Source organism: Streptomyces sp. NPDC017225 (assembly GCF_044331465.1).
GTDB lineage: Bacteria > Actinomycetota > Actinomycetes > Streptomycetales > Streptomycetaceae > Streptomyces.
On sequence record NZ_JBIRNE010000008.1, the window covers coordinates 44817 to 71433 of the forward strand.

Consider the following 26617-nt stretch of genomic DNA (forward strand, 5'->3'; position numbering starts at 1 on the left):
GTGGGCTGGAGAGCGATCGTGCACGGCGAGTCCGTTCCGGAGCAGGCTGTCGTCCTGTCCTGCTTTCAACCTTATGAATGGTACGGCGCCACCGGGCAGAGCCGTTCGACGGGCATCGCACGGGACCTTCGGCCCCGGCACCGGGCGCCCTGCCCCTGACGGCCGCGGACATCCGCTATCGCGCCTTGATGACGACGGTCACGGATGGGTGATAGCTTCGGACGACCGCGAGACACCGTGCTCAGTGAGGCCGCGCCCGCCCTAGGAGGCCGCCCGTCATGAGTCCCTTCACCGGCTCCGCCACGCGCACGCCCGAGTGGCGGCACCTGCGCGTCTCTCTCACCGACGGTGTCGCCACCGTCACCCTCGCCCGCCCCGACAAGCTCAACGCGCTCACCTTCGAGGCCTACGCCGACCTGCGCGACCTGCTCGCCGAGCTGTCCCGGGAGCGGTCCGCACGCGCCCTGGTGCTGGCCGGTGAGGGACGCGGCTTCTGCTCCGGCGGCGACGTCGACGAGATCATCGGCGCGACCCTGTCCATGGACACCGCCCAGCTGCTGGACTTCAACCGGATGACGGGCCAGGTGGTGCGGGCCGTACGGGAGTGCCCGTTCCCGGTGATCGCCGCCGTGCACGGCGTCGCGGCCGGCGCGGGCGCGGTCCTCGCCCTGGCCGCCGACTTCCGGGTGGCCGACCCGTCCGCCCGCTTCGCCTTCCTCTTCACCCGCGTGGGCCTGTCCGGCGGCGACATGGGCGCCGCCTACCTGCTGCCCCGCGTCGTCGGTCTCGGTCACGCCACCCGGCTGCTGATGCTCGGCGAACCGGTGCGGGCGCCCGAGGCCGAGCGGATCGGCCTGATCAGCGAGCTGACCGACGAGGGCCGAGCCGACGAGGCCGCCCGGTCCCTCGCCCGCCGCCTCGCCGACGGCCCGGCCCTCGCCCACGCCCAGACCAAGGCCCTCCTCACCGCCGAGCTGGACATGCCGCTGGCGGCATCGGTGGAACTGGACGCCTCCACCCAGGCCCTGCTGATGAACGGCGAGGACTACGCCGAGTTCCACGCCTCGTTCACGGAGAAGCGCCCCCCGAAGTGGAACGGGCGGTAGGGATGCGCCCCCTGAGCGCGGCGATCGTCGGCGGCGGCCCCGGCGGCCTCTGCACCGCCGCCCTCCTCAAACGCCTCGGCCCCGACCGCCGGGTCACCGTCTGGGAACGCAACGCCCCCGACGACACCTTCGGCTTCGGCGTCGTCCTGTCCGACGAGACCCTCGGCGGCATCGAACACGCCGACCCGGTCGTCCACGAGGCCCTGCGGACCGACTTCGTCCGCTGGGACGACATCCACATCGTCCACCGAGGAACCCGCCAAGCCTCCACAGGGCACGGCTTCGCCGCCCTCGGCCGCCGCCGCCTCCTGGAGATCCTGCACGAGCGCTGCCACGCCCTCGGCGTCGAGCTGCGCTTCCGCACCGAGGCTCCGGACCCGCACCGGCTCGCGGAGACGTACGACCTCGTCGTCGCCGCGGACGGCGTGCACAGCACCACCCGCGAGGCCTACCGTGACGCGTTCCGGCCCACCCTCACCGGCCACCGCTGCCGCTACATCTGGCTGGCCGCCGACTTCGCCTTCGACGCCTTCCGCTTCGAGATCGCCGAGACCGGGCACGGCGTGATGCAGCTGCACGGCTACCCGTTCGCGGCCGACGCCTCGACCGTCATCGTGGAGATGCGGGAGGAGGTCTGGCGGGCGGCCGGTTTCGACGAACTGGACGAAGCCGAGTCCGTCGCCCGCTGCGCCAAGATCTTCACCGACGCCCTCGGCGGCCGGCCACTGCGGTCCAACGCGTCGAAGTCCGACAAGCCGGCGTGGACCACCTTCCGCACGGTGGTCAACGAACGCTGGTCGCACGGCAACGTCGTCCTCCTCGGCGACGCCGCCCACACCGCGCACTTCTCCATCGGCTCCGGCACCAAGCTCGCCGTCGAGGACGCCCTCGCGCTCGCCGCCTGTCTGGAGGAACAAGCCACCCTGGACAAGGCGCTCACCGCCTACGAGGAGGAGCGGCGCCCCGTCGTCGCCTCCACCCAGCGGGCGGCCCGGGCCAGCCTGGAGTGGTTCGAGGACCTGTCCCGCTACCTCGACCAGCCGCCCCGCCAGTTCGCCTTCAACCTGCTCACCCGCAGCCGCCGCGTCACCCACCAGAACCTGCGGCTGCGCGACGCCCGCTTCACCGGGGCCGTCGAGCGCGAGTTCGGCTGCCCGGCCGGCACGCCCCCGATGTTCACCCCGTTCCGGCTGCGCGGCCTGACCCTGCGCAACCGTGTCGTCGTCTCCCCGATGGACATGTACTCGGCCACCGACGGCATCCCCGGCGACTTCCACCTGGTCCACCTGGGCGCCAGGGCTCTCGGCGGCGCCGCACTGGTGATGACCGAGATGGTCTGCGTCAGCGAGGAGGGCCGCATCACCCCGGGCTGCGCGGGCCTGTACACCGACCTGCAGAGCGAGACCTGGCGGCGGATCACGGACTTCGCGCACACCCGGGCGCCCGGCACCGCGATCGGCGTGCAGCTCGGGCACAGCGGGCGCAAGGGCTCGACCAGGCTGATGTGGGAGGGCATGGACGAACCGCTCCCCGAGGGCAACTGGCCCCTGTCCGCCGCCTCCCCGCTGCCGTACAAACCGGGCAGCCGGACGCCGCGTGAGCTGTCCCGGGAAGGGATGACCGAGATCCGGGAACAGTTCACGGCCGCCGCCGCGCGGGCCGCCCGAGCCGGGTTCGACCTGCTCGAACTGCACTGCGCCCACGGGTACCTGCTCTCCGGCTTCCTCTCCCCGCTCGCCAACCACCGCACCGACGCCTACGGCGGCTCACTGGAGGGACGGCTCCGCTTCCCGCTGGAGGTCTTCGACGCCGTACGCGCCGTCTGGCCCCCCGAGCGGCCCATGACCGTACGGGTCTCCGCGACCGACTGGGCCGAGGGCGGCACGAGTGCCGAGGAGGCCGTGGCGATCGCCCGCGCCTTCGCGGCGCACGGCGCCGACGCCATCGACGTGTCCACGGGGCAGGTGGTGGCCGACGAGCGGCCGCAGTTCGGGCGGTCGTACCAGACGCCGTACGCGGACCGCATCCGGCACGAGGCGGGCGTCCCGGTGATCGCCGTCGGCGCGATCTCCTCGTGGGACGACGTCAACTCGCTCGTCCTGGCCGGACGCGCCGACCTGTGCGCCCTCGCCCGCCCCCACCTCTACGACCCGCACTGGACGCTGCACGCGGCGGCCGAGCAGGGCTACGAGGGACCGGGTGCCGTATGGCCAGTGCCGTACCGGGCGGGCAGCCGTCGTCCGGTGACCGGACGCGCCGACGCCGTCAGGCCCAGGCTCACGCCGCACGGCCCGCGTCAGGACGGGGAGCCGGAGTTCGGCCCGGGGGCCGACGAGATGCCCGCCGTGGACTCCGACGTGTAGCCCCAGGCCGCGCACATCGCGCGCAGCCGTTCCGGGATCTCGTCCTCCTTCGGCAGCGCGCGACCCGGCTGCACGGTGCCGGTGCGGATGTTGTCGCGCCAGTCGCCGAGCCCTCTGACCAGCTCACCGCCGCTCTTCTTGCCGTAGTCCAGCATGGCCGGCGTGTAGTCGACGCCGATGAACGCGCACAGGCGGCGCATCTCCCGCCCGGGGTCGGCGGTGATGTCCTCGTAGCGCACGGTGAAGCCGTCGGCGTCGGCCGTGCGGGCCTCCTCGACAGCCGTCATGTAGCGCAGCACGTCGGTGACCGCCTTGTCGTACGGCCGCTTGACGGGGTCGCTCTCGTGCCAGGAGCGGGCGATCGACTCCGGATGCCGCAGCAGGAAGACGAAGCGCGCGTCGGGCCAGCAGTCCTTGAGGCGCCGGTACATGTACGCGTTGGCGGGGGTCTTCTCGACGATGAGGTCCTTGCCGGACCTGACCAGTTCGCGGTGCATGACGCGGTCCCAGAGCAGGTGCTCCAGGTCGCCGCGGGCCAGGCCGAGGGCGCTCATGGCGTGCTCGGAGTGCCAGTTGTCGCAGTCGACGTTCACCCGTCCGAGGTGCAGCTCGTGCGCGGTGTGCAGCCGCGGGTGGGCGCCCACCATCATGCGCAGCAGGGTGGAGCCGGAGCGGATGGACGAGATGATGAAGACGGGCTGCCGCAGCAGCCGCTCGGTCGCCAGCTCCTCGGCCGGCGGACATCGATAGGCGGCCGCGGGCCGCTCCGCGGCGTCCGGCGTGGCGGAGGTCTTCCCTTTCGCCGCCCGGGGAGCTCTCCGTACCTGGAGGCCGGTGGTGACGGTGAGGGCCCGGTTCAAGTTACGCGCGAGACTCATGTGTCCGCACGGTAGGTGAGAAACCTGAGAAGAGGGTCTGAGAAGGCTGAGGGTTCCCTCATCGTGGAGAAGTGTGACGCGAGTCACTCATCGGGGGGTGTGGGCGCTCCGGGCATCGCGTAGGCCGCGCCCGCGTCGCGCAGCCGCTCGTGCAGGGCCCGGAAGACGGCCGCCGAGCGCGTACCGGGCCAGTCCCCGGGCAGCAGCCGGGCGGGCAGCCCGGGGTCGGCGTAGGGCAGGTGGCGCCAGGAGTCCAGGGCGAGGAGGTAGTCGCGGTAGGCCTCCTGGGGCGGGGTGTCCGTCCGGCGCTCCCAGTCACGCAGTACGCGCGCGTGGCGGTCGAGGAACGCCTCGTGCTCCTTGGCGACCGCGGCCAGGTCCCACCAGCGTGCCGCCGCCTCGGCGGTCGGCGTGAAGCCCAGGTGCTCACCGCGGAAGAAGTCCACGTAGGAGTCCAGGCCCAGCCGGCGCAGCGCGTGCCGGGTCTCCTCGTACAGGCGGGCCGGGGCGATCCACACGCCGGGGGCGGCGGAGCCGAAGCCGAGGCCGGCCAGGCGGGACCGCAGCACATGCCGCTTCTGCCGCTCCGACTCCGGCACGGAGAACACGGCGAGCACCCAGCCCTCGTCCTCGTAGGGCGCCGCGGCGTAGATGCGCCGGTCCCCGTCGTCCAGCAGCCGACGGGCCTCGGCGGAGAGTTCGTAGCCTGCCGTGCCCTGGGCGGTGCGGGCGGGCAGCAGCAGTCCGCGCCGCTTCAGCCGGGACACCGAGGAGCGCACGGAGGGGGCGTCCACCCCGACCGCGGCCAGCAGCCGGATCAGTTCGGCGACGGGCACCGGCCCCGGCGCGAAGCGGCCGTACGCGCCGTAGAGCGTGACGATCAGGGATCTCGGGGCGTGCTGCGCGTGCGGGTCGGACACGTTGATCATCTTAGGTTGTCGTCATTCCGCCCGGCCGCCCCGGGGATCGCGCTCGCGGCCGGGCGCGGCCAGAAGCCGGTGGCGCTGGAGCTTGCCGGTCGCCGTGCGCGGCAGCGCGTCCGGGAAGACGAACTCGCGCGGGCACTTGTACGGCGCCAGCTCGGCCCTGAGGAACGCGCGCAGCGCGTCCGAGTCCCGCTCGGCACCCTCTCTGAGCACGGCGTGGGCCACCACGACCTGCCCGCGGTTCGCGTCGGGCCGGCCCACCACCGCCACCTCCACCACGTCCGGATGGCGCAGCAGCGCGTCCTCCACCTCCGGCCCCGCGATGTTGTAACCGGCGGAGATGATCATGTCGTCGGCGCGTGCCACGTAGCGGAGGTAGCCGTCGGCTTCGCGGACGTAGGTGTCGCCGGTGACGTTCCAGCCGCCGCGCACGTACTCCCGCTGCCGCGGGTCGGCGAGATACCGGCAGCCCACCGGCCCCCGCACCGCCAGCAGCCCGGGCTCCCCGTCGGGCACGGGCGCGCCGGACTCGTCCTGCACGCGCGCGTGCCAACCCGGCACCGGTACGCCCGTCGTGCCCGGCCTGATGTCGCCGTCCGCCGCGGAGACGAAGATGTGCAGCAGCTCGGTGGCGCCGATGCCGTTGATGACGCGCAGACCGGTGCGCTCGTGCCAGGCCCGCCAGGTGGCCGCGGGCAGGTTCTCGCCGGCCGAGACACAGCGCCGCAGACACGTCACGTCGTACGCGTCCAGCTCGTCGAGCATCGCGCGGTAGGCCGTCGGCGCGGTGAACAGCACCGACACCCGGTGCTCGGCGACGGCGGGCAGCAGCTGCCTGGGGCCCGCCTGCTCCAGCAGCAGCGCGCTCGCCCCGGCCCGCATCGGAAAGATCACCAGCCCGCCGAGCCCGAAGGTGAAGCCGAGCGGGGGGCTGCCCGCGAAGACGTCGTCCGCGCGCGGCTTGAGGACGTGCCGGGAGAAGGTGTCGGCGATCGCCAGCACGTCCCGGTGGAAGTGCATACAGCCCTTGGGGCGCCCGGTGGTGCCCGAGGTGAAGGCGATCAGCGCCACGTCGTCGGCCGCCGTGTCCACCGCCGGGTACGGGGTGCCGGGCGCCGTGCCGGCCGGCGTGCGCGACAGCAGGTCGTCGGGGGCGTCCCCGCCGTACGCCGTGATCCGCAGCCCGGGGATCTCCGCCCTGGCGAGGTCGTCGACGGCCCGGACGTCGCACAGGGCGTGGCGCACCCGGGCGATCTCGCAGATGGCGCGCAGCTCGTGCGGGCGCTGCTGGGCCAGTACGGTCACCGCCACCGCACCCGCCTTCAGCACCGCCAGCCAGCAGGCCGCCAGCCACGGCGTGGTGGGGCCGCGCAGCAGCACCCGGTTGCCCGGTACGACGCCGAGGTCGCCGGTGAGGAGATGGGCCAGCCGGTCGACGCGGGCCCGCAGCCGGCCGTAGGACCAGTCGTCCCCGGACACGGTGCGGAAGACCGGGCGGTCGTCGGGCGGGCCGGTGAGCAGCTCGACGGCGCAGTTCAGCCGGGCGGGGTAGCGCAGTTCCGGGAGGTCGAAGCGGAGCTCGGGCCACTGGTCGCGGGGTGGCAGGTGCTCGCGCGCGAAGGTGTCGACGTGGGCGGAGCGGTGCGGGTCCGCGCGGTGTGGTTCCGCGCGGTGCGGATCTGCCATGGCGGTTCGCCCCCTTTGCCGTGGTGGGCTCGCGCCATGAGCGTATCGTGTTGGTGACGGCAGTCAACGGTGCGCGATAGCCTCGGGTGTGGCCCAGCGGGCAGGGGAGCCGGGCAGGGGAGCAGGGGAAGGGACCGGCGATGACCGCATTCTCGCTCGAACCGGCACAACTCGCCTGGTGCGCCGGACTGCGCGCCCTGGCCGCCGAACGGCTGCGCCCGCTCGCGCGGAAGGGCGAACCGGGCCGCGTCGACCGCGCCCTGCTCACCGAACTCGGCACGCTCGGCCTGCTGCCCCGCCTGTTCACCTCGGGCGCGCTGGACCTGTGCCTGATGCGCGAGTCCCTCGCCCACGCCTGCACCGAGGCGGAGACCGCCCTGGCCCTCCAGGGCCTGGGCGCCCACCCGGTGCACGCCCACGGCACCGAGGCACAGCGCGCCCGCTGGCTGCCCCGGGTGAGCGACGGCAGCGCGGTGGCCGCCTTCGCCCTCAGCGAGCCCGACGCCGGCTCGGACGCGGCGGCGCTGACGCTGGCCGCCCACCCCGAGACGCGGTCCGACGGACGGCCCGGCTGGCGGCTCACCGGCGAGAAGTGCTGGATCTCCAACGCCCCCGAGGCCGACTTCTACACCGTCTTCGCCCGTACCACCCCCGGCGCCGGCGCCCGCGGTGTCACCGCCTTCCTCGTCCCCGCCGACCGCCCCGGCCTCACCGGCACCCCCCTCGACATGCTCTCCCCGCACCCCGTCGGCGCCCTCGACTTCGACGCCGTGCCCGTCACGGCGGACGACGTGCTCGGCGAGCCGGACCGAGGCTTCCGCGTCGCCATGGACACCCTCAACCTGTTCCGCCCCAGCGTGGGCGCCTTCGCCGTCGGCATGGCGCAGGCCGCCCTGGACGCCACCCTCGCGCACACCGCCGCCCGCGACGCCTTCGGCGGCAAGCTGCGCGACCTCCAGACCGTCGCCCACCAGGTCGCCGAGATGGCCCTGCGCACCGAGGCGGCCCGCCTGATGGTGTACGCGGCGGCGACGGCGTACGACGAGGGCGCACCGGACGTCCCACGCCGCGCCGCGATGGCCAAACTCCTCGCCACCGAGACCGCCCAGTACGTCGTCGACAAGGCCGTCCAACTGCACGGTGCCCGCGCCCTGCGCCGAGGCCACCTCCTCGAACACCTCTACCGCGAGGTGCGCGCCCCCCGCGTCTACGAGGGCGCGAGCGAGGTGCAGCGCGGCATCATCGCCAAGGAGCTGTACCGAACGCGGGCCGAGACGGACAAGGAGGCCCGCGCATGACCGCCGAACGGGTCAACCCGCCCGGTCTCTCCCCGCCCACCGGCTTCTCCCACGCCGTCGTCGCCACCGGCACCCGCGTCGTGTTCCTGGCCGGCCAGACCGCCCTCGACACCGACGGCAAGGTCACGGGAGACACCCTCCAAGCCCAGTTCGAACTGGCCCTCACCAACCTCCTGACCGCCCTGCGCGCCGCCGGCGGCACCCCCGCCGACCTCGCCCGCGTCACCGTCTACGCCACGGACGTCGCCGCCTACCGCACCCACGCCGCCGATCTCGGCCGCACCTGGCGCGAGCTGGCCGGCCGCGACTACCCGGCGATGGCGGTCGTGGAGGTCGTACGCCTGTGGGACGAGCGGGCGTTGGTGGAACTGGACGGGTTCGCCGTACTGCCGTAGCGGACCCGGCGCGTCTAGCATGCCGGTATGCCGGACATCGAACTGAGCGCGGGGACCATCGAGTACGAGGACACCGGCGGCGACGGCCCGGTCGTAGTCCTCCTCCACGGCCTGGTGCACGATGCCACCGTCTGGCGCGAGGTCGTCGCCGACCTGCGCACCGACCACCGGGTGATCGCGCCGACCCTGCCCTACGGCTCCCATCGCCGGCCGATGAACCGGCCGCCCACCCCGGATCTCGTCAACGAGCTGATCGCGGAGTTCCTCGACCGCCTGGACCTGACGGACGTCACCCTGGTCGAGAACGACTGCGGGCGGGCGCAGACGGTGGCGGCCCGGCACCCGGAGCGCCTCGCGCGGCTGGCGCTCGTCGCGTGCGAGGCGTTCGACAACTACCCGCCGGGACTGCCCGGAAAGCTGATCGGGGTCGCCTGCCGGGCACCCGGCGGTGTGTCCCTGCTGGTTCGCGCCCTGGGACTGAAGACTCTGCGCCGGCTGCCGGTCGGCATCGGCGCGCTCACCAAGCGGCCCGTGCCGGACGCGATCGTCGACGGCTGGTTGCGCCCGCTGCGCACCGACCCGGCGATCCGGCGCGACTTCCGGCACTACAACACACACGTCCGTCGGGGCGAACTGCTCGAAGCCGCCCAGGGATTGCGGAGGTTCGACCGGCCCGCGCTCGTCGTCTGGGCGACCGAGGACCTGATGATGCCCCGCGCCCACGGCCGACGACTGGCCGAACTCATGCCACGGGGACGGCTGGTGGAGGTCGAGGACACCCGGACGCTGATCGCCGAGGATCAGCCGGAGCTGCTCGCCTCACTGCTGCGGGAGTTCATCGCCGAGAAGGAATGAGCGCCGCCGGGCGAGGACGAGTGCGCCGTCGGGGAGTGGTCGGGCGGCCGTGGCCGTCGCCCCGTGCCCGGCGGGCGCCCGGTGCGGCGCGACGACACGTCCGTCGGGCCGCAGCTCACCGGTGTCGTCGAAGACGACCGTGCCGTCGCACAGCAGGTTCCAGCCCTGCTCGGGGTGGGCCGCGACGAGGTGCGCGGCGACGACCCGCGCGGTGCGGGAGCCGGGTGCGGGGGAGCCGGACGCGGGGGAACCGGGTGCGGGGCAGGAAGGCCGGTGGGCACACATGGCGCACCTCCACATCGGGAGACGTCCCGTCGTCGGGACCGTCACATGAACAGACCGTGCGCCCGGCGGGCAGCCGTCGCCAAGCCCTCGACGGGAAGCGTGACAACACCCGGACACCCCGGCGACCGTTCCACGACGGCCGGCGCGGACTCGCCACCGAAGGGGTGACGGTCACCTGGGCCGGCCCGTCCGCCCGGTACCAGTGGAACCCCATTCCGACCGACCGGGAGGTCTCCCATGCCCGTACGATCCGCAGTCCTCGCCACGGCCGCCGGCGCCGCCCTGCTCCTGTCGGCCGCCCCCGCCGCGACGGCGGCCCCCCACGAGGCCCGCCACGTCACGGAGTCGGTGACGGTCGACCGGACCGGCCGCCTCGCCGCGGACGGCTCCGTGACCCTCTCCGGCACCTACCGGTGCACCGCCGGCAGCGGCCCCGTCTTCGTCGCCTCCTCCGTGAGTCAGAGCGACCCGTCCGTCCGCTACGGCGTCGGCGGCACCCTCGCGGTGTGCGACGGCCTGGAGCACCGCTGGGTCAACACGGACACGCCCTCCACGAAGGAGCTGAAGCCCGGCGCCGCCCAGGTGGAGGCCACCCTGGTGGAACTGCGGCCCATGGGCCTTCTGCCGCTTCCGAGCATCCAGGCACGTCAGGTCCAGGGCGTGACGCTGGTCCAGGGCTGAGCCCGCTCACGCCCGTTTCCTGGGCCCGGACCCCGGCCGTGAGGGACGCGGGCGCTGGGGGTACCGCCGCTGCTGCGGAAGGGAGACCGGGTCCGGGGCGGCCGTGACCCTCACCTCGTCGCACGGCGCGGACGCGGCGCGTTGCCGGTGGCGCGGCACCGCCCGCCGGGGCGGACGGGTGAGCGTGATCTGGCGGACGATCTGCTGGAAGCAGATCAGCGAGGCCAGCCCCGGCAGGGCCGCGGCCGCGGCGTCGCTGAGTGTCCTGGGCGCCTGGGCGACGCACAGCAGCATCGCGATGCCGGAGAACAGCAGGACCACGGCCCAGGAGTGGACCGCGCGGCGTTGGTGCAGGGCGGACCGCAGGACGGCCAGCGACGCCACCAGCCAGGGCCCGTAGACCAGCAGCGGCCACCACGACACGACGCTGCCGCGGGTGCGGGTCGCGGCGGCCAGGCGCAGCGGCTCGTAGGCCACCATGCCGCCGAACAGGCTCACGGAGGCCGCGATGACCGCGGCGAGCGCGGCGACGAACAGACTGGTGGCGCGAAGCCGGCTCACCTTCGGCTTGCGGACTCTGCGGTGACTGGCGGGGGATTCTCTCAACGGGGGCAGTTCCGCCGTGATTTCCTGCAGATTGCTCAGGGGCGTGCCCGGCGCGGGGGCGGTCACCGACGTTTCCGTCGTCATTCCGCGAGGGGCGGCGACGGTCTGTTGTTCCACCGCGTCCTGGAGCAGGAACGCGAGCTCTTCGGCGGGGTCCCAACCGGGTTCCGGCGGGACCAGGGTTTCCTGGAGGTTCTGCTGGAAGTTCTGCTGGAAGGCGTCCTCGGGCGCCCGGTGCCGGCCGCCGCCGTTCGTGCGGAACGGGCCTTCGCCGTAGGGCATGGGCTGGTGGGTCTGTTCCTCGTACACGACGCGCGGGTCACTCCGCCCGGGTGTACGTCAGGGACCCCTGGGACCGGCCCCATCGTTCGGCGAGGCCGGTCTCCAGCTCGCTCATGACGTCCAGGAAGCGCTGCAGTACGGGCTCGGTCACCCGAAGTGGGACGGGGAGCCCGCCTCTGGTCAAGGTTCCGTCGCTCGGTGACGGACAGTGGTCACTGCCGGGCCTGTAGACATATGGGCCAAGCGTCACCAGTTCCCCGTTTTCCTCGCTCATATCGGAAGTAACGTTCGCCTGCTCCGTCGGATGCGCGGCAGTCGAGTGAATGGTTTCTCCGATACTTACCCAATCCAGTATTCACATCGGTTCGACAGCCGGGTAGTAGGAAGTACGAAAAGCGAAGTGCGAGGTACGAAGAACGGGCGTGGAACGCGTGTCGGGTCCCGGGCACTCCGTCTCCACGCGGGTGCCCGGCCGGTCGGCGCTCTCCCCGTCGCCCGCGGCCTTCAGTAGCATCGGTGCCCAGGGGCCACGGGGAGCACGGCTCGACCCGGCCGCACGGGCCGTCACCCCGTACTCCGGGGAGCGAGCGGGATGGCCGGACGTCAGGGGGGCGACGCGTGAGAGTGCTTGTCGTAGGCGGAAGCGGGTTCCTCGGACACGAAGTGCTCCGCCGGGCCGTCGCCGCCGGATGGGACGTGGCCGCGACCTACCGGACCCGCCCGGGGGACCTGCCGTCGGTCACCTGGCACCGGGCGGACCTGCGTGACGCGGGGCGGGTGGGGGAGGTGCTGGACCGGGCCCGGCCGGCCGCGGTGATCAACGCCGCCGGCGGACACGCCGACTGGGCGGTCACGGCCGACGGCGCCGCCCGGCTCGCCCTGGAGACGGCGCGGGCCGGCTGCCGACTGGTCCACGTCTCCTCGGACGCGGTGTTCTCCGGAGCCGACGTCCACTACCCGGAGCGGGCCCTCCCCGACCCCGTCTCCCCGTACGGAGCCGCCAAGGCCGCGGCGGAGACGGTCGTGAGGGTGGCGGCGCCCGAGGCCGCCGTGGTGCGTACCTCGCTCATCGTGGGACACGGCCGGTCCGCCCACGAGAAGGCCGTGCACGCCCTGGCGGCCGGTACACGCACCGGCGTGCTGTTCACGGACGACACCCGGTGCCCGGTCCATGTCGACGACCTGGCCTCCGCGCTCCTGGAGATCGCGGAGTCGGCCGGACCGGGTGTGTTCCACGTGGCGGGACCGGACGCGATGAACCGACACGACCTGGGCGTTCTCATCGCCCGGCGGGACGGACTGGACCCCGCCCGGCTGCCGGCCGGCCTGCGCAGCGACGTGGCCCCGCCGGGGGGCCTCGACATCCGTCTCGTCACCGACGCCACCCGGGCCCGGATCCGGACCCGCTTGCGGGGTGCGCGCGAATTCCTGCGCCCCGGCGCCGACGGCCTGTGAGCCGGCCCGGCTCACCCGGTGGGGCCGGGTGCGTCCGACGGCAGTTGCGGAAATTCACCCGCGCCGCTCCGCCTCTCGATAAAGTGACAATCCTGGCCGCCCTCGGACGTCCGCGCGGACATGCCCGACGCCGACGGAGCCGGCGCGGCAGGCGGCGAACCGGCCGCCGGAATGTGCTCCCCGGGCGTAGCCCGTCCCGGGGAGGAAACGCAAGGGTGTCGGCGAAGAAAGCATCAAGACGATACGTCGGTCCAGCTCGTCGTGTCAGTCGGCACATCAGTCATGGCTCTTGTCAAAAAGGAAGTGTGACTGCATGTTTGACGATAATTCCGCAGGGTACGGCGCGCACCTGCCAACCGGCGACCATCCCGCCCTGGACCTCGAGAGGATTCTCGGCCGGCGGCGGATAAGCACCGGCCTGGAGAAAAGCGCCGGATTCCTGCGCGGCCGGCGGATCCTGGTCACCGGAGCCGGCGGCTACATCGGGTCGGAGCTGTGCCGGCAGCTCAGCCGGTGGGGGCCCGAGAGCCTCATGATGCTCGACCGCAACGAGACGGCCCTCCACCTGGCGGCGGACAGCGTCGCAGGCGGTCCCTCGTCGGGGCGTCCCGTGATCCTCCTCGCGGACATCAGGGACTCCAGGGGGCTCACCCGGCTGTTCCACCGGTGCCGGCCGGACATCGTCTTCCACGCGGCGGCCCTCAAATGGGTGCCCATCCTGGAGGAGTTCCCCGGAGAGGCCGTCAAGACCAATGTCCTGGGCACCCAGGCGGTTCTGGAGGCGGCACTGGCCGCGGACGTGGCGTTCCTGGTGAACATCTCGACGGACAAGGCGGTCGACCCCATCGGGGTGCTCGGCTACTCGAAACGCATAGCCGAGGGGCTCACCGCGGCGGCCGCCATCCAGGCGGGCAGACCGTACGTGAGCGTCCGGTTCGGCAACGTGCTCGGCTGCCAGGGTTCCTTTCTCGACGTCTTCGCCCGCCAGGTCGCGGCCGGCAACCCGGTGACGGTCACCCACCCCGAGGTGACGCGTTACCTGATGACCGTCCAGGAGGCCGTGGAACTCGTCATCCAGTCGGCCGCACTGGGCAGCGTCGGCCACGCCCTGGTGCTGGACATGGGGGAACAGGTCCGGATCCTCGACATAGCCCGACGGGTCATCGCGCACGCGGGCGCGGACCTTCCCGTGCGCTACGTCGGGCTGAGACCGGGGGAGAAACTCACCGAGGCCTTGGTGGCCCCGTCCGAATCCCCGGCCCGGTACGTGCACCCGAAGATCATGGAGGTTCCGGTGCCGGCCCTGAAGTCCGGGGACGGCCCCGACCTCGACGCCTGGGGGGAGGACCACGCCGTCGTCGCCGCCCTGCGAGCCACCTGCCTGGCCATGGCCGGCGACCCGGCGGTGCGGGACCCCGGCCACCGGCTGGTCTGATCCCGCGCGGACGGTGCGCCGGACCGCCCGGCGCACCGGCTCAGGGGACCGGGACCCCGTCCCTCACGGATACCGGGCACCCCGCCGTTCACGGATACCGGGCACCCCGCCCCTCACGGATACCGGGCACCCCGCCCTTCACAGATACCGGACACCCCGCCGCGCGCTTCCCGCCGCGAATCCCGCCAGACGTGCCCCGTAGCGGACGTAGCGCCGTCGCAGCACGGGTGACCGCACCAGGTCCGGAACGTGCAGGACGAGCCAGCACCAGTTCAGTACGACCACCCGGCCGTCACGGCGCTCGAACCCGGCACGCCGGTACGCGGCGTACAACTGGGCCCCGGAACGGCCGTAGTTCCACTTCTGCCGGGCCAGCGCGGCGAGTTCGTCCCGCAGCCGGTAGTGCATGGTGGCGTCGCCCGCGTAACGGACCAGGTAGCCGCAGAGCTGGGCACGCCAGGAGAGATCCATGTCCTCCCCGCCGCCCCGGTAGCGCTCGTCCCAGCCGCCCACCGCCGTCAGGACGTCCTTCCAGGCCCCGCAGTTGGCCCCCCGGGCGAACGGCAGGAAGTCGCTCTGCGCGTCCATCGGCAGCGGCTGCTCGTCGGCGTGGCCGGGGCTGAGCAGGGACGTGTCCAGACCGCCCCCCACCAGATCGGCCTCCTTGGCGGCCTCCGCCATCGCGGCCAGCCAGCCGGAACCGGCGATGTCGTCCGCGTCGCAGAACACGACGAAGTCACCGCGCGAGGCCGCGATGCCCCGGTTGCGGGCGCGGCTCTCCCCGGGGCGGTCGGACGCGTCCACGATCCGCAGGCCCGGCAGCTCGGCGCGCGCCCGTTCGGCGACCTCCCGGGTGGCGTCGGTCGAGCCGTTGTCGACGACCAGCACCTCGTACGGAACGGAGCCGGTCTGCCGGGACAGGGCGGTCAGCTGGTCGGCGAGCGTGCGGGCGCCGTCGCGCACCGGGACGACCACCGACATCAGCCGGGGAGTGCGTCCGTCGCGCGGTGCCGGGACGGGCGGCCGGTATCCGTACCGGACCAGGCGGGTGCCTCGGGCGGCGCGTGTTCCGGGGGCCCGGGCCACGGCCGGGTCCCCGGCGGCGCCGGCCCGCCGGCGGACCAGCAGCATGGACACGCTGACCCAGGCCGCCGTACCGCCGCCCGTGTCCAGCAGGTCGCGCCGCACCGCGTAGGCGCCGTCGAGGAGATCCGCGGGGGAGGGCGGCGGCCCGGCGGCCGGGACGGGCAGGGTGAACCCGTCCACGAGGCCGTCGTCCCGCAGCCGGAGCGTTCCGCACTGCACCAGGCCGACCGGTGCGCCCGAGTCCCCGGCGCCGTCGCGGGCCGCTCGCGACAGGTGCCACAGACAGTGCGGAAGTGCCTCGTCGCCGCCGCGCAGCACGAGCACGTACGGCGCAGGCGCGTTCCTGGCCGCGTCGACACACGCCGGGCCGAGGTCCTCGCGGGCGCACCGGACGACCCGTACGGGCGACGCCGCACCCGAGTCGTCCGTGGCCCCGGCCGCACCTGAGGACCGGGAGCCGTCCCGTGCCGCCGGGTCCAGGCCGGTGCCGGTCGCCTCGGCGGCCGCCGTCACCACGGTGACAAAGACGGGCCGCACCGTCTGGGCGAGGAGGGAACGCACCGTACGCTCCCCGTCGCCGTCCGGATCCGCCACCACCACCGCGACCGGGGGCAGCGCCTCGTCCGGGTTCCGGGCCGGGATGTCGTCCACGTCGTCCACGCGACCGCCCGCTAACCGAGGTCGATCCGGGTCAGGCCGAAGTCGATGTCGTTGGGCGGGGCGACCAGCAGCGGCAGCAACTCCTCACGGGTGCGCGCCCGTCGCCGCCGCTCCTCCTGGGCGGTCATCGCCTCGGTGTACGCCCGGCGCTCCGCGGACCCGAACCCGGTGTCCGGTGCCTGGGTGAGCGACTTGGGCCAGATCCGGTACCGGTAGAGCACCTTGCGCACGCTGCGCAGCCGGTACAGACGGGCCGCCCGCAGATGGAAGTCGGTGTCGGCGCCCAGGCGCGCGGTGCCGTCGAAGCCACCGAGGGTCTCGAGCACCGAGCGCCGCACCACCGAGGACGGGTGCAGCAGCACGGTCGTCCGCCCCAGCCGCATCCACAGGTTGCCGTTGCGGGGCATGCGCCGCCGGCCCGTCGTACGGCCCGCCCCGTCGATGTAGGAGTAGGCGCAGCCGACCAGGTCGGCACGGCCCCTCTCCAGGAGGGCCAGTTGGTGGCGGAGCCGGCCGGGCAGACTGATGTCGTCGGTGTCCTGGAAGGCCACGTACGGTGTGTCCACCGATTCCAGGACCTTGTTCTTGATCCGCAGGTGGCCGACGTTCCGCGAGGTGCGCAGCACCGTCAGCCGGGGGTCGCCGGCGTACGGATGGAGTGCGGGGACCCACTTCTCGTCGGGCGAGCAGTCGTCCACGACGGTCAGACGGAGGTCCGCACGGTCCTGGGCGAGCACCGATCCGACGGCGGCGCCCAGATACGCCGCGCAGTCGTAGTGGGGCAGGATGACGGTCACCGCCGCCCCGGCCGGCCCTGCTGTCGCCATCGGGTCTCCTTCCGGGCCGCCCTCGGGGCGGCCTCGAGTGTCAGTGCCCGGCAACCGCTCCCGCGGCGGGTTCCTCGACGGTGGGGCTGCGGAAGTCGCCCTCGTCGCCCCACGCCACATGACGCCGGGGCCGTCCCGTCGCGCCGCGGACGGCCAGCGAGCCGGCCACGCCGCAGAACCAGGTGAAGTGCAGGCCCTTGACCAGCCAGCGCTGCGTTCCGCGCACCGGCCCGCGGCTGCCGTCCCACGCCGCGAGCGGCCACAGGCCGTGGAAGAGGACGCGGGTGAGGTAGACCCGCGCGGTGGGCCAGGGGTAGTCGGCGACGCAGGTCACATGGCTGTAGAGGGAGCGGCGCAGGCGCTGGAAGGTGTCGTGGGTGCGGCTGACGCGGTAGAAGCTGATCCGGGCCTCGGGGAGCACTTCCAGGTCGTGCAGCGGATCGTCGGCCCCGGCGTCGAGCAGCTCGAACACCACGTACCCGTCGTCGGTCAGGCGTCTGACCGGGATGCCGGTGCCCAGCACGTCCGTCGCCACCACCAGGCAGGCCGCCGCCGGGCAGGCCTTCGGCGGAGCGGTGACCCCCGAGACCCGGTCCATGGCCTGCGAGGTGGCCGTCTCCCTGGCCAGCGCCACCGAATGGGCCCCGACCGCGCCCCGCTCGCCCCGTTCGAGGAACCGGGAGACCAGGAGGGCGAGGCAGCGGGGAGCGATCTCGATGTCGTCGTCGGTCCAGAGCCATCCGGTGTAGCCGAGGTCCTCGGACAGCCGCAGCACCGTGCTCACCGTGCGCAGCTTCCCCGGCCCGGGCAGGGCCAGGCAGACCAGGGTGAGGGACAGGTCCTCCGGGACCAGCTCGTACAGTCGGCGCAGCCTGCGCAGCGCCTCCTCGTACTGACCGGGGGCGTACTGCATGCCCACCCAGACGGACAGCGGCAGGGACGGATGCGCCTCGCGCACCTCGGCGAGGGAGTCCAGGACATGACGGAACGTCTGCTCGTGCGCCCCGGCGTCGCACCGCCCCACATAGGTGGGCAGCAGCACCCCGAGCCCACCGGACGGCAGCGGGAACGCCGGCCCGCCGGGCCGCGCGCCGGTCACGCCGTCCTCGCGCGCCTCACCGCTCACGTCGGCGTCCGGGCCCTCGCGTGACACCAGGACGAACGGGGTGGGTCGCGCCGGCGGCGGCGCGAAACCGCGGGCCACGGCCCGTTGCCACCAGACACGACGGTCCACGGTCCCCCCGCGCATCCACGTCCCCTTCGTCGTTACCGAGCGGAATTCCCTCTTGCTCTGACACGAGGTGCGGCCCACCCGCTCCCGCCCCGGCGGAGAACCTCACAAGAGGCGAACAAAACGCTGGTGCGGGCAACGCACAAGTGAGCGATGAATGTGCTGGGTCGGTACGCTAACCAGCCCCCGGGCGGGCCTGCAAGAGCGGTTCCGGGCACGGGTGATGGATGGCCGAAATGCGGGGGCCGGACCCCCGACCTCCTCCCGGCAGCCCCGTAGGATCCGCGAAACCGGCTCGCGGGGCCCGCACCCCCGGGGAATCGCGGTCTCAACCGTGGCGCGCGCCGTGTGTGGCAGGCTGAGTCCGCGAGCGACGGCCGGGGCGGCGAACCCGGCCGGGTCACGAATCCTGACCATTGAGGCCGACAATGCGTGTCGTTTGTCGCGGTCGGCAGAAAGGGGGCAGTCATGGGCTATTCCGTCGGTGCCCGAGAGGGGTTCCACGGCATGTACGAGCCCGCCGACCGCAAGATTCTTCTGCAGGCGCGCGGCATCGTGAAGCGCTACAAACGCCGCCGCGTCCTGACCGGTGTCGATCTCGTCGTGCACGCGGGCGAGGTCGCCGCGATCGTCGGCAGCAACGGGGCGGGCAAGTCCACCCTGCTCAAGATCTGCGCCGGTCTGATCTCCCCCGACAAGGGGCGGGTCACGGTCTCCGGCAGCCTCGGCTACTGCCCGCAGAACGCGGGCGTCATGGGCTTCCTGACCCCCGGGGAGCACTTCACCCTCTTCGGCACCGGCCGGGGCCTGAGCCGCAAGGAGTCCGACCACCGTGGCCGGAAACTCGCGGGAGAGCTCGACTGGGCCCCCGCGAAGGGCGTTCTGGCCAAGGACCTGTCGGGCGGGACCCGCCAGAAACTGAACGTCGTCCTGTCGGCGCTCGGCGGCCCTGACCTGCTGCTGCTCGACGAGCCCTACCAGGGGTTCGACCACGGTTCCTACGTGGACTTCTGGCGGAGCGTCTGGGCCTGGCGCGAGGCAGGCAAGGCCGTCGTGGTGGTGACCCACATGCTCAACCAACTCGACCAGGTGGACCAGGTGCTGGACCTCACCCCCGGCAAGGACAGGGGCATCCGATGACAGCCACCCTGCGGATGGCGGACATGACCTTCCGCGAACTGCTGCGCCGGCGGGGCGTGCTGGGCCTGCTGCTGCTGGTCCCGCTCGTCTTCTACCTGGGGCGCTACGACCAGACCGGGCAGGCCGTCCGCTTCGCCAGTCTCGGTGTGGGCTTCGCGGTCAGTGCCGCGGCGCTCTTCTCCACGGTCGGCGGCCGGGAGATCGAACCGCTCCTGACCCTCTCCGGGTTCCGCCCGCTCCAGCTCTTCCTCGGGCGCATGCTGGCCCTCCTCGCCGCGGGCCTGGGCGTCGCCGCCCTCTACGCCGTGGTGATCCTGGCCGGGCAGGACGTGCGGCACCCGCAGGCCGTCCTGGTGGAACTGGCCCTGACCACGCTGGTCGCCGTGCCGCTGGGGCTGCTGCTCGGGGCGGTCGTGCCACGGGACATGGAGGGCGCCCTGCTGCTGATCTCCGTCATCGGCGCCCAGATGGTGATGGATCCCGCCAAGGATTCGGCCAAGGTACTGCCCTTCTGGTCGACCCGGGAGATCATCACCTACGCGGTCGACGGCGCGGACGCCGGTTCGTTCGGCTCGGGGGTGGCCCACGCCGCCGGGGTGGCACTGCTGCTGGTCGTGGCGAGCGGATGGGTGATGGCCGGCCGATTGCGCCGCCGGCGCCATCTGCAATTCGCGTGAATTGCGCCCCGGACCACTGGAAACGCCCCGCGCGGTACAAACCGCCGGGGCGTACCTTCTTTGGTGCCGGGGACATTCATAACCACCGCACAAAGTCTCCCTACCCCGCCGAAACGAACGCGTGTAGTATCGGCAACCGCCCAGCCGTGCTCCATTGCCTCAACGCGGCCCGGTGGACCCGCTGTTCGTCTCTCCAATGGAAGGGGAGCACGTGAACGACGCCCTTGGTTCGTCCGCCGGTGAAACCACCGGGCGGGCTCACCGAAGGAATCCGGAGCACGCCCCCACTTCCTCGGCCGCGGCGGACGCCGGAACGGCCGCGCGGTTCCCCGTACGGGCATAACGGAAAACCCGCGAGGCGGCGTCGGCGTACGGCGCCCGCCGCGGCGTCGGCGACGCCGTGCCGGCCACTCGCGGCCTGTCAGGGGGCCACCCCGAGGACCAGGGCGCCCCGCACCTCACCCGAACGCGCGACACCTCACCCGAACGCGCGCCGCGGCCGGCACCCCGTCGCGCGAACCGCCCGGACGACAAGGGGGAAGACGCTGGTGAACGCCTTACCGCAGCTGGACCACCACACCGAACTCCACGCCGCACCACCGCTCTGGCGACCGGGGCGGGTACTCGCCCGGCTGCGCGACCACCGGCCGGGCCCCGTGCACATCATCGACCCCTTCAAGGTCCCGGTGACGGAAGCGGTCGAGAAGGCGGCGGAACTCACCCGGCTGGGCTTCGCCGCCATCATCCTGGCCAGCACGGACTACGAGTCGTTCGAGGCGCACATGGAACCGTACGTGGCGGCGGTGAAGGCGGTCACGCCGTTACCGGTCGTCCTGCACTTCCCGCCCCGTCCGGGAAGCGGTTTCCCGGTGGTGCGCGGCGCGGACGCGGTACTGCTGCCCGCGCTGCTGGGCTCGGGCGACGACTACTTCGTCTGGAAGAGCTTCCTCGAGACCCTGGCCGCCTGCCCCGGCCGAATACCCCGCGAGGAGTGGCCCGAGCTGATCCTCACCGTCGCCCTCACCTTCGGCGAGGACCCGCGCACCGGGGACCTGCTCGGCACCATGCCGGTGAGCACCACGACCACCGAGGAGATCGACCGGCACCTGCACGTCACGCGCGCCTTCGGCTTCCACATGGTGTACCTGTACTCGCGCAACGACCACGTGCCGCCCGAGGTCGTACGGCACTTCCGCAAGGGACTCGGACCCGACCAGGTCCTCTTCGTGAGCGGCAACGTACGCACCGGCCGGCAGGTCACCGAGTACCTCGACAGCGGGGCGGACCGGGTGGGATTCGCCGGAGCGCTGGAGCATCCCGACTGGCGGGCCACCCTCGCCGAGATCGGCGAGGAGCACTCCGTCGCCCCGGCCGGCCCGGGGAGCGGGCGGTGACGGCCGCGCCGGTCACGGTCCTGCCCGCGGACTACACGGAGTCCATGCTCGCCGCCGAGGCCGCCAACCGCGACCACGTCACGCGTTGCGTCGCCGAGACCGGGGGGTCGCCGGACCTGGCCGCCCACACCGCCGCCCTCCGCCTGTACCTGCGGGTGCCGCACTTCCTCACCGAGTGGACGACCGATCCGGACCGGCGGGCCGCGGTCTCCCGGGCACTGGCCCTCGACATCGTCTCCATGAAGCTCCTCGACGACCTGATGGACGACGACACCGGCCTGGACCGGGTCGAACTCGCCTGTGTCTGCCTCCGGCTCCATCTGCGGGCCCTGCACGAACTGGCCTGCCTCGCCCGGGAACCCAAGGCGGTCACGGACATCCTGGAGCGGGACGCCGTCTACCTCTGCGGCGGCCAGATAGGCACCAAACGCAGCCGGGCGACGAACCTCCAGGAGTGGCGCGCCCACGCGAGCACCTACGGCGCCGCCTTCCTGGGCCGCTACGCGGCGCTCGCGGCCGCCTGCGGAGGAGACGGTCAACCAGCCGACGCGGTACGGCAGTTCGCGGAGGCCTTCGCCCTGATCATCACCACCGCCGACGACCTGACCGACTACGACCGCAACGGCGAGCGGGACGGCAACCTCGCCCACCTGATGCGGACCGGGGCCGTGCCCGGCCAGGACGTCGTGGACCAGCTCGAGGAGCTGCGCGGGCGGGCCCTCACCGCGGTCGCGGCGCCGCCCGGGGCGCCCGGCCTGGTGCCGGTCGTCCACCTCTACACGGACGACGTGCTGACCCGGCTCGTTCCCCGGCACCTGGGGGAGTGACCGACGGCCGGCCGGAGCGTCTCCGGCCGGCCCTCGGATCCCGGCCCACTACCGTGCCGCGTCGCCCCGCACCATCAGGTCGTCGAACACGAAGAGGTCGACGTCGGTGTGCGCGAAGTCGTCGAGCACGTCCCGGGCGGTGTGCGCGATGGGCCGGCCCGGGCCGTTGAGCGAGGTGTTGATCAGCGCGGGTTCGCCGGTCAGCCCCTCGAACGCGTCGAGCAGACCGTGCAGCCGCTCCTCGTCGGGTCCCAGAGTCTGTATCCGGCAGGTGCCGTTGACGTGCCGGGCCTCGGGCGCGACCCCGTCCGGAAGCCGGTACTCGAAGAGCATGTACGGCGACGGCGGTTGGCCCGGATACAGCTCGGCGAAGCGCTCGTCGCGCATCACTGCGCCCAGCGGCCGGTACCACTCGCGCTGCTTCAGCTTCTCGCTCATGCGCTCGCGCATGCCCGGCACCGCGGGACTGCCCAGCAGCGACCGGTGTCCCAGCGCGCGCGGTCCCAGTTCCGCCGCTCCCTGCGTCATCGCCACCACCCCGCCCGCGGCCAGCACCCGGGCGACCTCGGCCCGGTCGTAGTCGACGGCCCGCAGCCCCGCGCCCTCCACCGCGTCCAGGACGCCGGCGCGGGTCTCACCCGCGCCGTTGTGGTAGACGCCGAACGGCTCCGGCGTCACCCCGGCCACCTGCGAGAGCGCGTAGAGCCCGGCGCCCGTGAGGTGACCCGCGTCCCCGCAGGCGGGCGGGATCGCGATGTCCCGTCCGTACTCCGCCCGCAGTGCCGAGTTGGCCACGATGTTCAGGGCGCAGCCGCCGCCCAGGGCGATCGGGCCCACCCCGGCGTCCGTGCGCGTCACATGCCGGTCGAGGACCTCCCGGACGGCTCCGGTGAACATCTCCTGGAACGTCGCCACCACCTGCGACGCCGTCTCGAACCCGGAGTCGAACTCGGGCCGGGCGGCCAGGTCGGAGCGCACCCGCTCGGCGAGTTCGCGGTCGTTCATCACGTCCGGGTCGACCGCCAGCAACTGCTCGCGGACGCCGGCGTCCGGCTGCCCGTAGCCGCCCAGGGCCATCACCTTGCCGGCCACGCTGGGGCTCGGGCCGAAGCCGAGGAGGTACCCGATCGCCGTCCAGCCGAAGCCGTTGCCGTACCAGGGCAGCGGGTCCTTGTCGACCCACTCCAGGGCCCCGTCCGCCACCCGGAACAGAGAACTGCGGGTGAGCTGGCCGCGGCCCTCGTTGACGAGGACGACGGTGCCTTCCTCCCAGCCCGCGTAGTGGGCGGCCAGGGCCGCGTGGGAGACCTCGTGGGTGACCACGACGCACTCCACCCGGCGCCCCAGCATCTCGCAGACGGTCCGGTGGTGCGGGGCGCCCGCCGCCGTCCGCTCCAGGGCCCGGTCCAGGTCGGGTATGCGCAGCAGCCCGCTGCGGACCGGCGTGCTCACGGCCACCAGGTCGATGCCGTCGGTGTCCACGCACTCCTGCTCCAGCACGTGCCGCAGGGCGACGTCCGAGCGGTGGTCGTGCTTGGTGCGGGTGAGCCGTTCGGTCTCGACGGCGAAGACCAGCCGCCCGTCCTCGAAGTAGGCGACGCCGGTGTCGTGGCCGGCGGAGTGGAGCGAGAGTACCTTCATCAGCTCTCCTGACGCGTGGGTGAGGACGACGGAGTGAGCCTGCGGACCTCCGAGTACGGAGCCCACTCGATGCCGCGCAGTGGCCTGCCGCACAGCCCGCGCACGTACAGTTCGGTCCCGATGCCCGCGAACCACGCGAAGTAGAGCCACTTGATGAGCGCCTTCTTCAGGCCGTGGCGGGCACCGCGGGAGGAGTCGAAGCCGGTCAGCGGCCACATGCCGCCGAACAGGACGTGACGGAAGTAGTGACGGACCACCGGCAGCGGCCAGTCGGCGACGTCGACGAGGTGGTTGAGCAGCAGCCTGCGGATCCTGCGGCGGGTCTCGCCGGCCGGCCCCGCCACGTAGTAGTGGCACCGGGCGTCCGGAACCAGCCGCAGGCGGGCCAGTGGTTCGGGCAGCGCCGGGTCGAGGAGACGGAAGCACACGTAGCCGTCGTCGGACACGTAGCGCCCCGGCATCCCGCCGGCCACCACGTCCGTCGCCACCAGGATGCAGCAGCCGTGCGGGTAGTTCGTCGCCGGTGCGGCGATCGCCTTGGCCCGGGACAGCAGCCGGGAGGTGGCGTAGCCGTGAGTGTGCGCGATCTTGGTCGCGCCCACCGCGCCGCGGCACCCCGCGAGCAGGAAGTCCCGGACCAGCCGGGACAGGCAGCCCTCCTCCAGGACCACGTCGTCGTCGGCCCACCCGACGCCCGCACAGCCGAGGTGTTCGGCGACCGCGATCGCGCCGTTGAGGGTGCGGGGCTTGCCCGGCCCGGGCAGCGAGAGACCGCAGACCCGCAGACCGGGCAGCCGGGTGCGGGCGTCGTCCAGCAGCACCCGCAGTCGCCGCAGCGACTCCTCCTCCTCCGCGGCCGACGACCACTGCATGCCGACGAACAGGACCAGGGGCACTCGGGGGTGGTCCCGCGCCACCGTGACCGCCTGGTCCAGCAGCGCGTCGAACCACTCGCGCTGCCGCTCCAGATCCGTCCGGGCGACGTAGGTCGGCACGACCACCGCGATGCCCGGCTGCCCGGCGGGCGTGCGCAGCACCGCCGCGGCCTCCTCGGCCCGCACGGTCCCGTCCGCCGGCAGACCCGGCAGCACGTGCCGGACCGGGACCTCCCAGGACTCCGGGGGCCGGAAACCGCGGGCCATGGTGCCGCGCACGTGGTGCGTCAGGAACCCTTCGCCGGCCGGCCGGCGCCTGCGCCGCGCGAGCGGCCGGTTGAGGCGGACCGGTGGCCCCGGACGGGCCGGCGGACGCGGGACGGCCGGGGCCGCGGGCTCAGAAGTCACGGTCGGTGTTGGACGTGGACCGGTGCAGGCTGCGCAGACCGTCCAGGGTGTTGCGCCACTGGCCGGTCGCCGCCATGTGCGAAACCAGCGGCCTGATCATGGAGCGGCGCATGAAGAAGGACCGGTACGCCCGCTGGGCACGCTCCTGCGCGTCCGGCACCAGGTACCCGATCCGCGCGTCGAACTCGCCCCGCACGAAACGGTCCCAGTAGTCGGACGGAATCTGGCCGGCGGCCACGGACTCCGTGTGCAGGGGAGTGCCGGGCAGCGGCGTCGCGGTGTAGAAACTGGCATAGTCCAGCGGGAGCCGGCAGGCGAGGTCGACGGTCCTGCCGAACTGCTCCCGGGTCTCGTCGAGCCAGCCGACGATGAAGTACCCGAAGCCCTTGATACCGGCCTCGTGGGCGGAGGTGACGGCCTTCTCGATCTTCTCGATGTCGCTCTCCTTGCGCATCCGCTCGAGAATCCCGGAGTCGCCGTGCTCGATGCCGAAGCGCAGGCGTACGCACCCGGCCCCGGCCATCGCCTCCAGCAGCGGCTCGGGCACCAGGTCGACGCGGGTGGGCGCCTCCCAGCGGACCTTGAGGCCCTGCTCCTTGATGAGCGCGCAGATCTCCCGCACCCGGCCGCGGTGCAGGGTGAACACGTCGTCGTAGAACATGATCTCCTTCACCCCCCACCGCTCCTTGAGCTCCGTCATCTCTCCGACGACGTCCTCGGGGCTGCGGTACATGGACTTCTTGTCCACGGCCTGCTTGAAGCAGAAGCTGCACTTGAAGGGGCAGCCACGGCTGGAGATCATCGTCGCGAACGGCCGCGGAGCCATGATCGAGTAGTAGCGGTCCATCGGGAGCCCGGAGCGCTCGGGCCAGCCGACCTCCTCCAGGTTCACCATCGGCGCGGCACCACCGTCGTGCTTGCGGGTCACCAGTCCGCGGATGCCCTCGGGGTCCTCGCCCCGTTCCATCGCCTCCGCCAGTTCCGGCATGATCGTGATGCCTTCGCCGACGCCGATGTAGTCGATGGACTCGTGGACCAGGTTCTCGTGCGCGTACACCTCCGTGTGCGGCCCGCCCAGGATCACCTTCGCCCCGGTGCTGCTGGCCGCCTCGCACGCCTCGATGGCACCGGGCAGACCGGGCGTCGTGGTGCTCACCCCGACCAGGTCCGGCTCGAAGTCCGCGAGCAGCTTGCGCAGCCCCTCGCTGTCGAGCCCCAGGGCGGGGGTGTCGACCTGGATGACGTTGTGGAACCCGGCCGACTTCAGCGCGGTGTGGATGTAGCCCAGCCCGAGGTGCGGCAGCACACCGGCCCGCTTCTGGACCCGCGCTATCTGACGGGTGTTCAGGCACAGGTCGTGATGGCGTACGAGGGCGATCCGCAGCCTGCGCTTGCGCCAGAGCGGTATTCCCGAACGGGCCGGGGTCGAGGCCGTGGTCGAGCAGCCGCCCGAAGCCGTCCCCGCGGCGGGACCTGTGCTGATCACGGGCAATGTCTTCCGCATACGGTGCGCTCCTTCTGGGCCCTGCGGCTGATGTCTGGTGCGGTGTGCGGGAGTAACGGGTCTGCGGGAGTGCCGAATTCGTGGGGGACCGCGAGC

22 protein-coding genes and 1 pseudogene are annotated in these 26617 nt (G+C 72.9%); 12 read left to right on the plus strand and 11 right to left on the minus strand.

Features of this window, described 5'->3' with window-relative positions; genetic code table 11:
- Window positions 1-278: 278 nt before the first annotated feature.
- Window positions 279-1106, plus strand: coding sequence for an enoyl-CoA hydratase family protein (locus ACH4NX_RS19055; protein ID WP_351391393.1), 828 nt, complete (start codon window positions 279-281; stop codon window positions 1104-1106).
- Between the two features lie 2 nt (window positions 1107-1108).
- Window positions 1109-3469: a bifunctional salicylyl-CoA 5-hydroxylase/oxidoreductase gene (locus ACH4NX_RS19060; RefSeq protein ID WP_398129337.1), complete on the plus strand. Its 2361-nt coding sequence runs from the start codon at window positions 1109-1111 to the stop codon at window positions 3467-3469.
- Here the strand turns inward: ACH4NX_RS19060 and ACH4NX_RS19065 are convergent.
- The 3 genes from ACH4NX_RS19065 to ACH4NX_RS19075 form a co-directional block, all read right to left on the minus strand.
- Window positions 3403-4347 (minus strand): sulfotransferase, encoded by a 945-nt coding sequence (locus tag ACH4NX_RS19065; protein WP_351391399.1) that lies wholly within the window; start codon window positions 4345-4347, stop codon window positions 3403-3405. The genes ACH4NX_RS19060 and ACH4NX_RS19065 overlap by 67 nt on opposite strands.
- Window positions 4348-4430: 83 nt before the next feature.
- Window positions 4431-5276, minus strand: a complete 846-nt coding sequence (locus ACH4NX_RS19070; RefSeq protein WP_398129336.1) for a PaaX family transcriptional regulator C-terminal domain-containing protein — start codon at window positions 5274-5276, stop codon at window positions 4431-4433.
- A gap of 12 nt (window positions 5277-5288) precedes the next feature.
- A complete protein-coding gene (locus ACH4NX_RS19075; protein ID WP_398129335.1) occupies window positions 5289-6959 on the minus strand; it encodes an AMP-binding protein in 1671 nt (556 codons plus the stop codon).
- A 140-nt stretch (window positions 6960-7099) separates the two neighbouring features.
- Between ACH4NX_RS19075 and ACH4NX_RS19080 the strand changes: the two genes are divergently transcribed.
- Genes ACH4NX_RS19080 through ACH4NX_RS19090 form a run of 3 tightly spaced genes read left to right on the plus strand, consistent with a single transcriptional unit; the run spans window position 7100 to window position 9507 of the window.
- The gene (locus tag ACH4NX_RS19080) at window positions 7100-8257 is read left to right on the plus strand and encodes an acyl-CoA dehydrogenase family protein (RefSeq protein ID WP_351391403.1); all 1158 of its coding nucleotides are present in this window, start codon (window positions 7100-7102) and stop codon (window positions 8255-8257) included.
- Entirely contained in the window at window positions 8254-8652 is a 399-nt protein-coding gene (locus tag ACH4NX_RS19085) for a RidA family protein (protein WP_351391406.1), read from the plus strand. The genes ACH4NX_RS19080 and ACH4NX_RS19085 overlap by 4 nt, the downstream gene beginning before the upstream one ends.
- Before the next feature lie 27 nt (window positions 8653-8679).
- Window positions 8680-9507: an alpha/beta hydrolase gene (locus tag ACH4NX_RS19090; protein WP_351391409.1), complete on the plus strand. Its 828-nt coding sequence runs from the start codon at window positions 8680-8682 to the stop codon at window positions 9505-9507.
- Between the two features lie 51 nt (window positions 9508-9558).
- Here the strand turns inward: ACH4NX_RS19090 and ACH4NX_RS19095 are convergent.
- A pseudogene (locus tag ACH4NX_RS19095) lies at window positions 9559-9792 on the minus strand (DUF5999 family protein); the annotation flags it as partial.
- A gap of 237 nt (window positions 9793-10029) precedes the next feature.
- Between ACH4NX_RS19095 and ACH4NX_RS19100 the strand changes: the two are divergent.
- Window positions 10030-10473, plus strand: a complete 444-nt coding sequence (locus ACH4NX_RS19100; protein ID WP_351391412.1) for a DUF6299 family protein — start codon at window positions 10030-10032, stop codon at window positions 10471-10473.
- Between the two features lie 6 nt (window positions 10474-10479).
- Here the strand turns inward: ACH4NX_RS19100 and ACH4NX_RS19105 are convergent, their stop codons facing one another.
- Window positions 10480-11361 (minus strand): DUF2637 domain-containing protein, encoded by an 882-nt coding sequence (locus ACH4NX_RS19105; RefSeq protein ID WP_351391938.1) that lies wholly within the window; start codon window positions 11359-11361, stop codon window positions 10480-10482.
- 618 nt (window positions 11362-11979) lie between these two features.
- On the opposite strand from ACH4NX_RS19105, the gene ACH4NX_RS19110 reads away from it, so the two are divergent.
- Window positions 11980-12816 carry an SDR family oxidoreductase gene (locus tag ACH4NX_RS19110; protein WP_398129334.1) on the plus strand — a complete coding sequence of 279 codons (837 nt, stop codon included), beginning with the start codon at window positions 11980-11982 and terminating at the stop codon, window positions 12814-12816.
- Window positions 12817-13129: 313 nt separating this feature from the next.
- Window positions 13130-14251, plus strand: a complete 1122-nt coding sequence (locus tag ACH4NX_RS19115) for a polysaccharide biosynthesis protein (RefSeq protein ID WP_351391418.1) — start codon at window positions 13130-13132, stop codon at window positions 14249-14251.
- Window positions 14252-14389: 138 nt separating this feature from the next.
- On the opposite strand, the gene ACH4NX_RS19120 is transcribed toward ACH4NX_RS19115, so the two are convergent.
- Genes ACH4NX_RS19120 through ACH4NX_RS19130 form a run of 3 tightly spaced genes read right to left on the minus strand, consistent with a single transcriptional unit; the run spans window position 14390 to window position 18073 of the window.
- Window positions 14390-15997, minus strand: a complete 1608-nt coding sequence (locus tag ACH4NX_RS19120) for a glycosyltransferase (RefSeq protein WP_398129333.1) — start codon at window positions 15995-15997, stop codon at window positions 14390-14392.
- Between the two features lie 11 nt (window positions 15998-16008).
- Window positions 16009-16824 (minus strand): glycosyltransferase family 2 protein, encoded by an 816-nt coding sequence (locus ACH4NX_RS19125; RefSeq protein WP_351391424.1) that lies wholly within the window; start codon window positions 16822-16824, stop codon window positions 16009-16011.
- A gap of 40 nt (window positions 16825-16864) precedes the next feature.
- A complete protein-coding gene (locus ACH4NX_RS19130) occupies window positions 16865-18073 on the minus strand; it encodes a glycosyltransferase family 2 protein (protein WP_351391427.1) in 1209 nt (402 codons plus the stop codon).
- A gap of 450 nt (window positions 18074-18523) precedes the next feature.
- Between ACH4NX_RS19130 and ACH4NX_RS19135 the strand changes: the two genes are divergently transcribed.
- From ACH4NX_RS19135 to ACH4NX_RS19150, 4 genes are all read left to right on the plus strand, one after another.
- The gene (locus ACH4NX_RS19135) at window positions 18524-19195 is read left to right on the plus strand and encodes an ATP-binding cassette domain-containing protein (protein WP_398129332.1); all 672 of its coding nucleotides are present in this window, start codon (window positions 18524-18526) and stop codon (window positions 19193-19195) included.
- Window positions 19192-19872 carry a hypothetical protein gene (locus tag ACH4NX_RS19140; RefSeq protein WP_398129331.1) on the plus strand — a complete coding sequence of 227 codons (681 nt, stop codon included), beginning with the start codon at window positions 19192-19194 and terminating at the stop codon, window positions 19870-19872. Before ACH4NX_RS19135 ends, ACH4NX_RS19140 begins: the two co-directional genes overlap by 4 nt.
- A gap of 548 nt (window positions 19873-20420) precedes the next feature.
- Window positions 20421-21266, plus strand: a complete 846-nt coding sequence (locus ACH4NX_RS19145) for a geranylgeranylglyceryl/heptaprenylglyceryl phosphate synthase (protein WP_351391435.1) — start codon at window positions 20421-20423, stop codon at window positions 21264-21266.
- Window positions 21263-22093, plus strand: coding sequence for a Moenomycin biosynthesis protein MoeN5 (locus tag ACH4NX_RS19150; RefSeq protein WP_398129330.1), 831 nt, complete (start codon window positions 21263-21265; stop codon window positions 22091-22093). The genes ACH4NX_RS19145 and ACH4NX_RS19150 overlap by 4 nt, the downstream gene beginning before the upstream one ends.
- Before the next feature lie 48 nt (window positions 22094-22141).
- Here ACH4NX_RS19150 and ACH4NX_RS19155 read toward each other — a convergent pair whose 3' ends face one another.
- Genes ACH4NX_RS19155 through ACH4NX_RS19165 form a run of 3 tightly spaced genes read right to left on the minus strand, consistent with a single transcriptional unit; the run spans window position 22142 to window position 26521 of the window.
- The gene (locus tag ACH4NX_RS19155) at window positions 22142-23734 is read right to left on the minus strand and encodes a carbamoyltransferase C-terminal domain-containing protein (RefSeq protein ID WP_398129329.1); all 1593 of its coding nucleotides are present in this window, start codon (window positions 23732-23734) and stop codon (window positions 22142-22144) included.
- Window positions 23734-25017, minus strand: a complete 1284-nt coding sequence (locus tag ACH4NX_RS19160) for a hypothetical protein (protein ID WP_398129328.1) — start codon at window positions 25015-25017, stop codon at window positions 23734-23736. Before ACH4NX_RS19160 ends, ACH4NX_RS19155 begins: the two co-directional genes overlap by 1 nt.
- Window positions 25007-26521 (minus strand): B12-binding domain-containing radical SAM protein, encoded by a 1515-nt coding sequence (locus ACH4NX_RS19165; protein WP_351391445.1) that lies wholly within the window; start codon window positions 26519-26521, stop codon window positions 25007-25009. Before ACH4NX_RS19165 ends, ACH4NX_RS19160 begins: the two co-directional genes overlap by 11 nt.
- Window positions 26522-26617 lie beyond the last annotated feature (96 nt).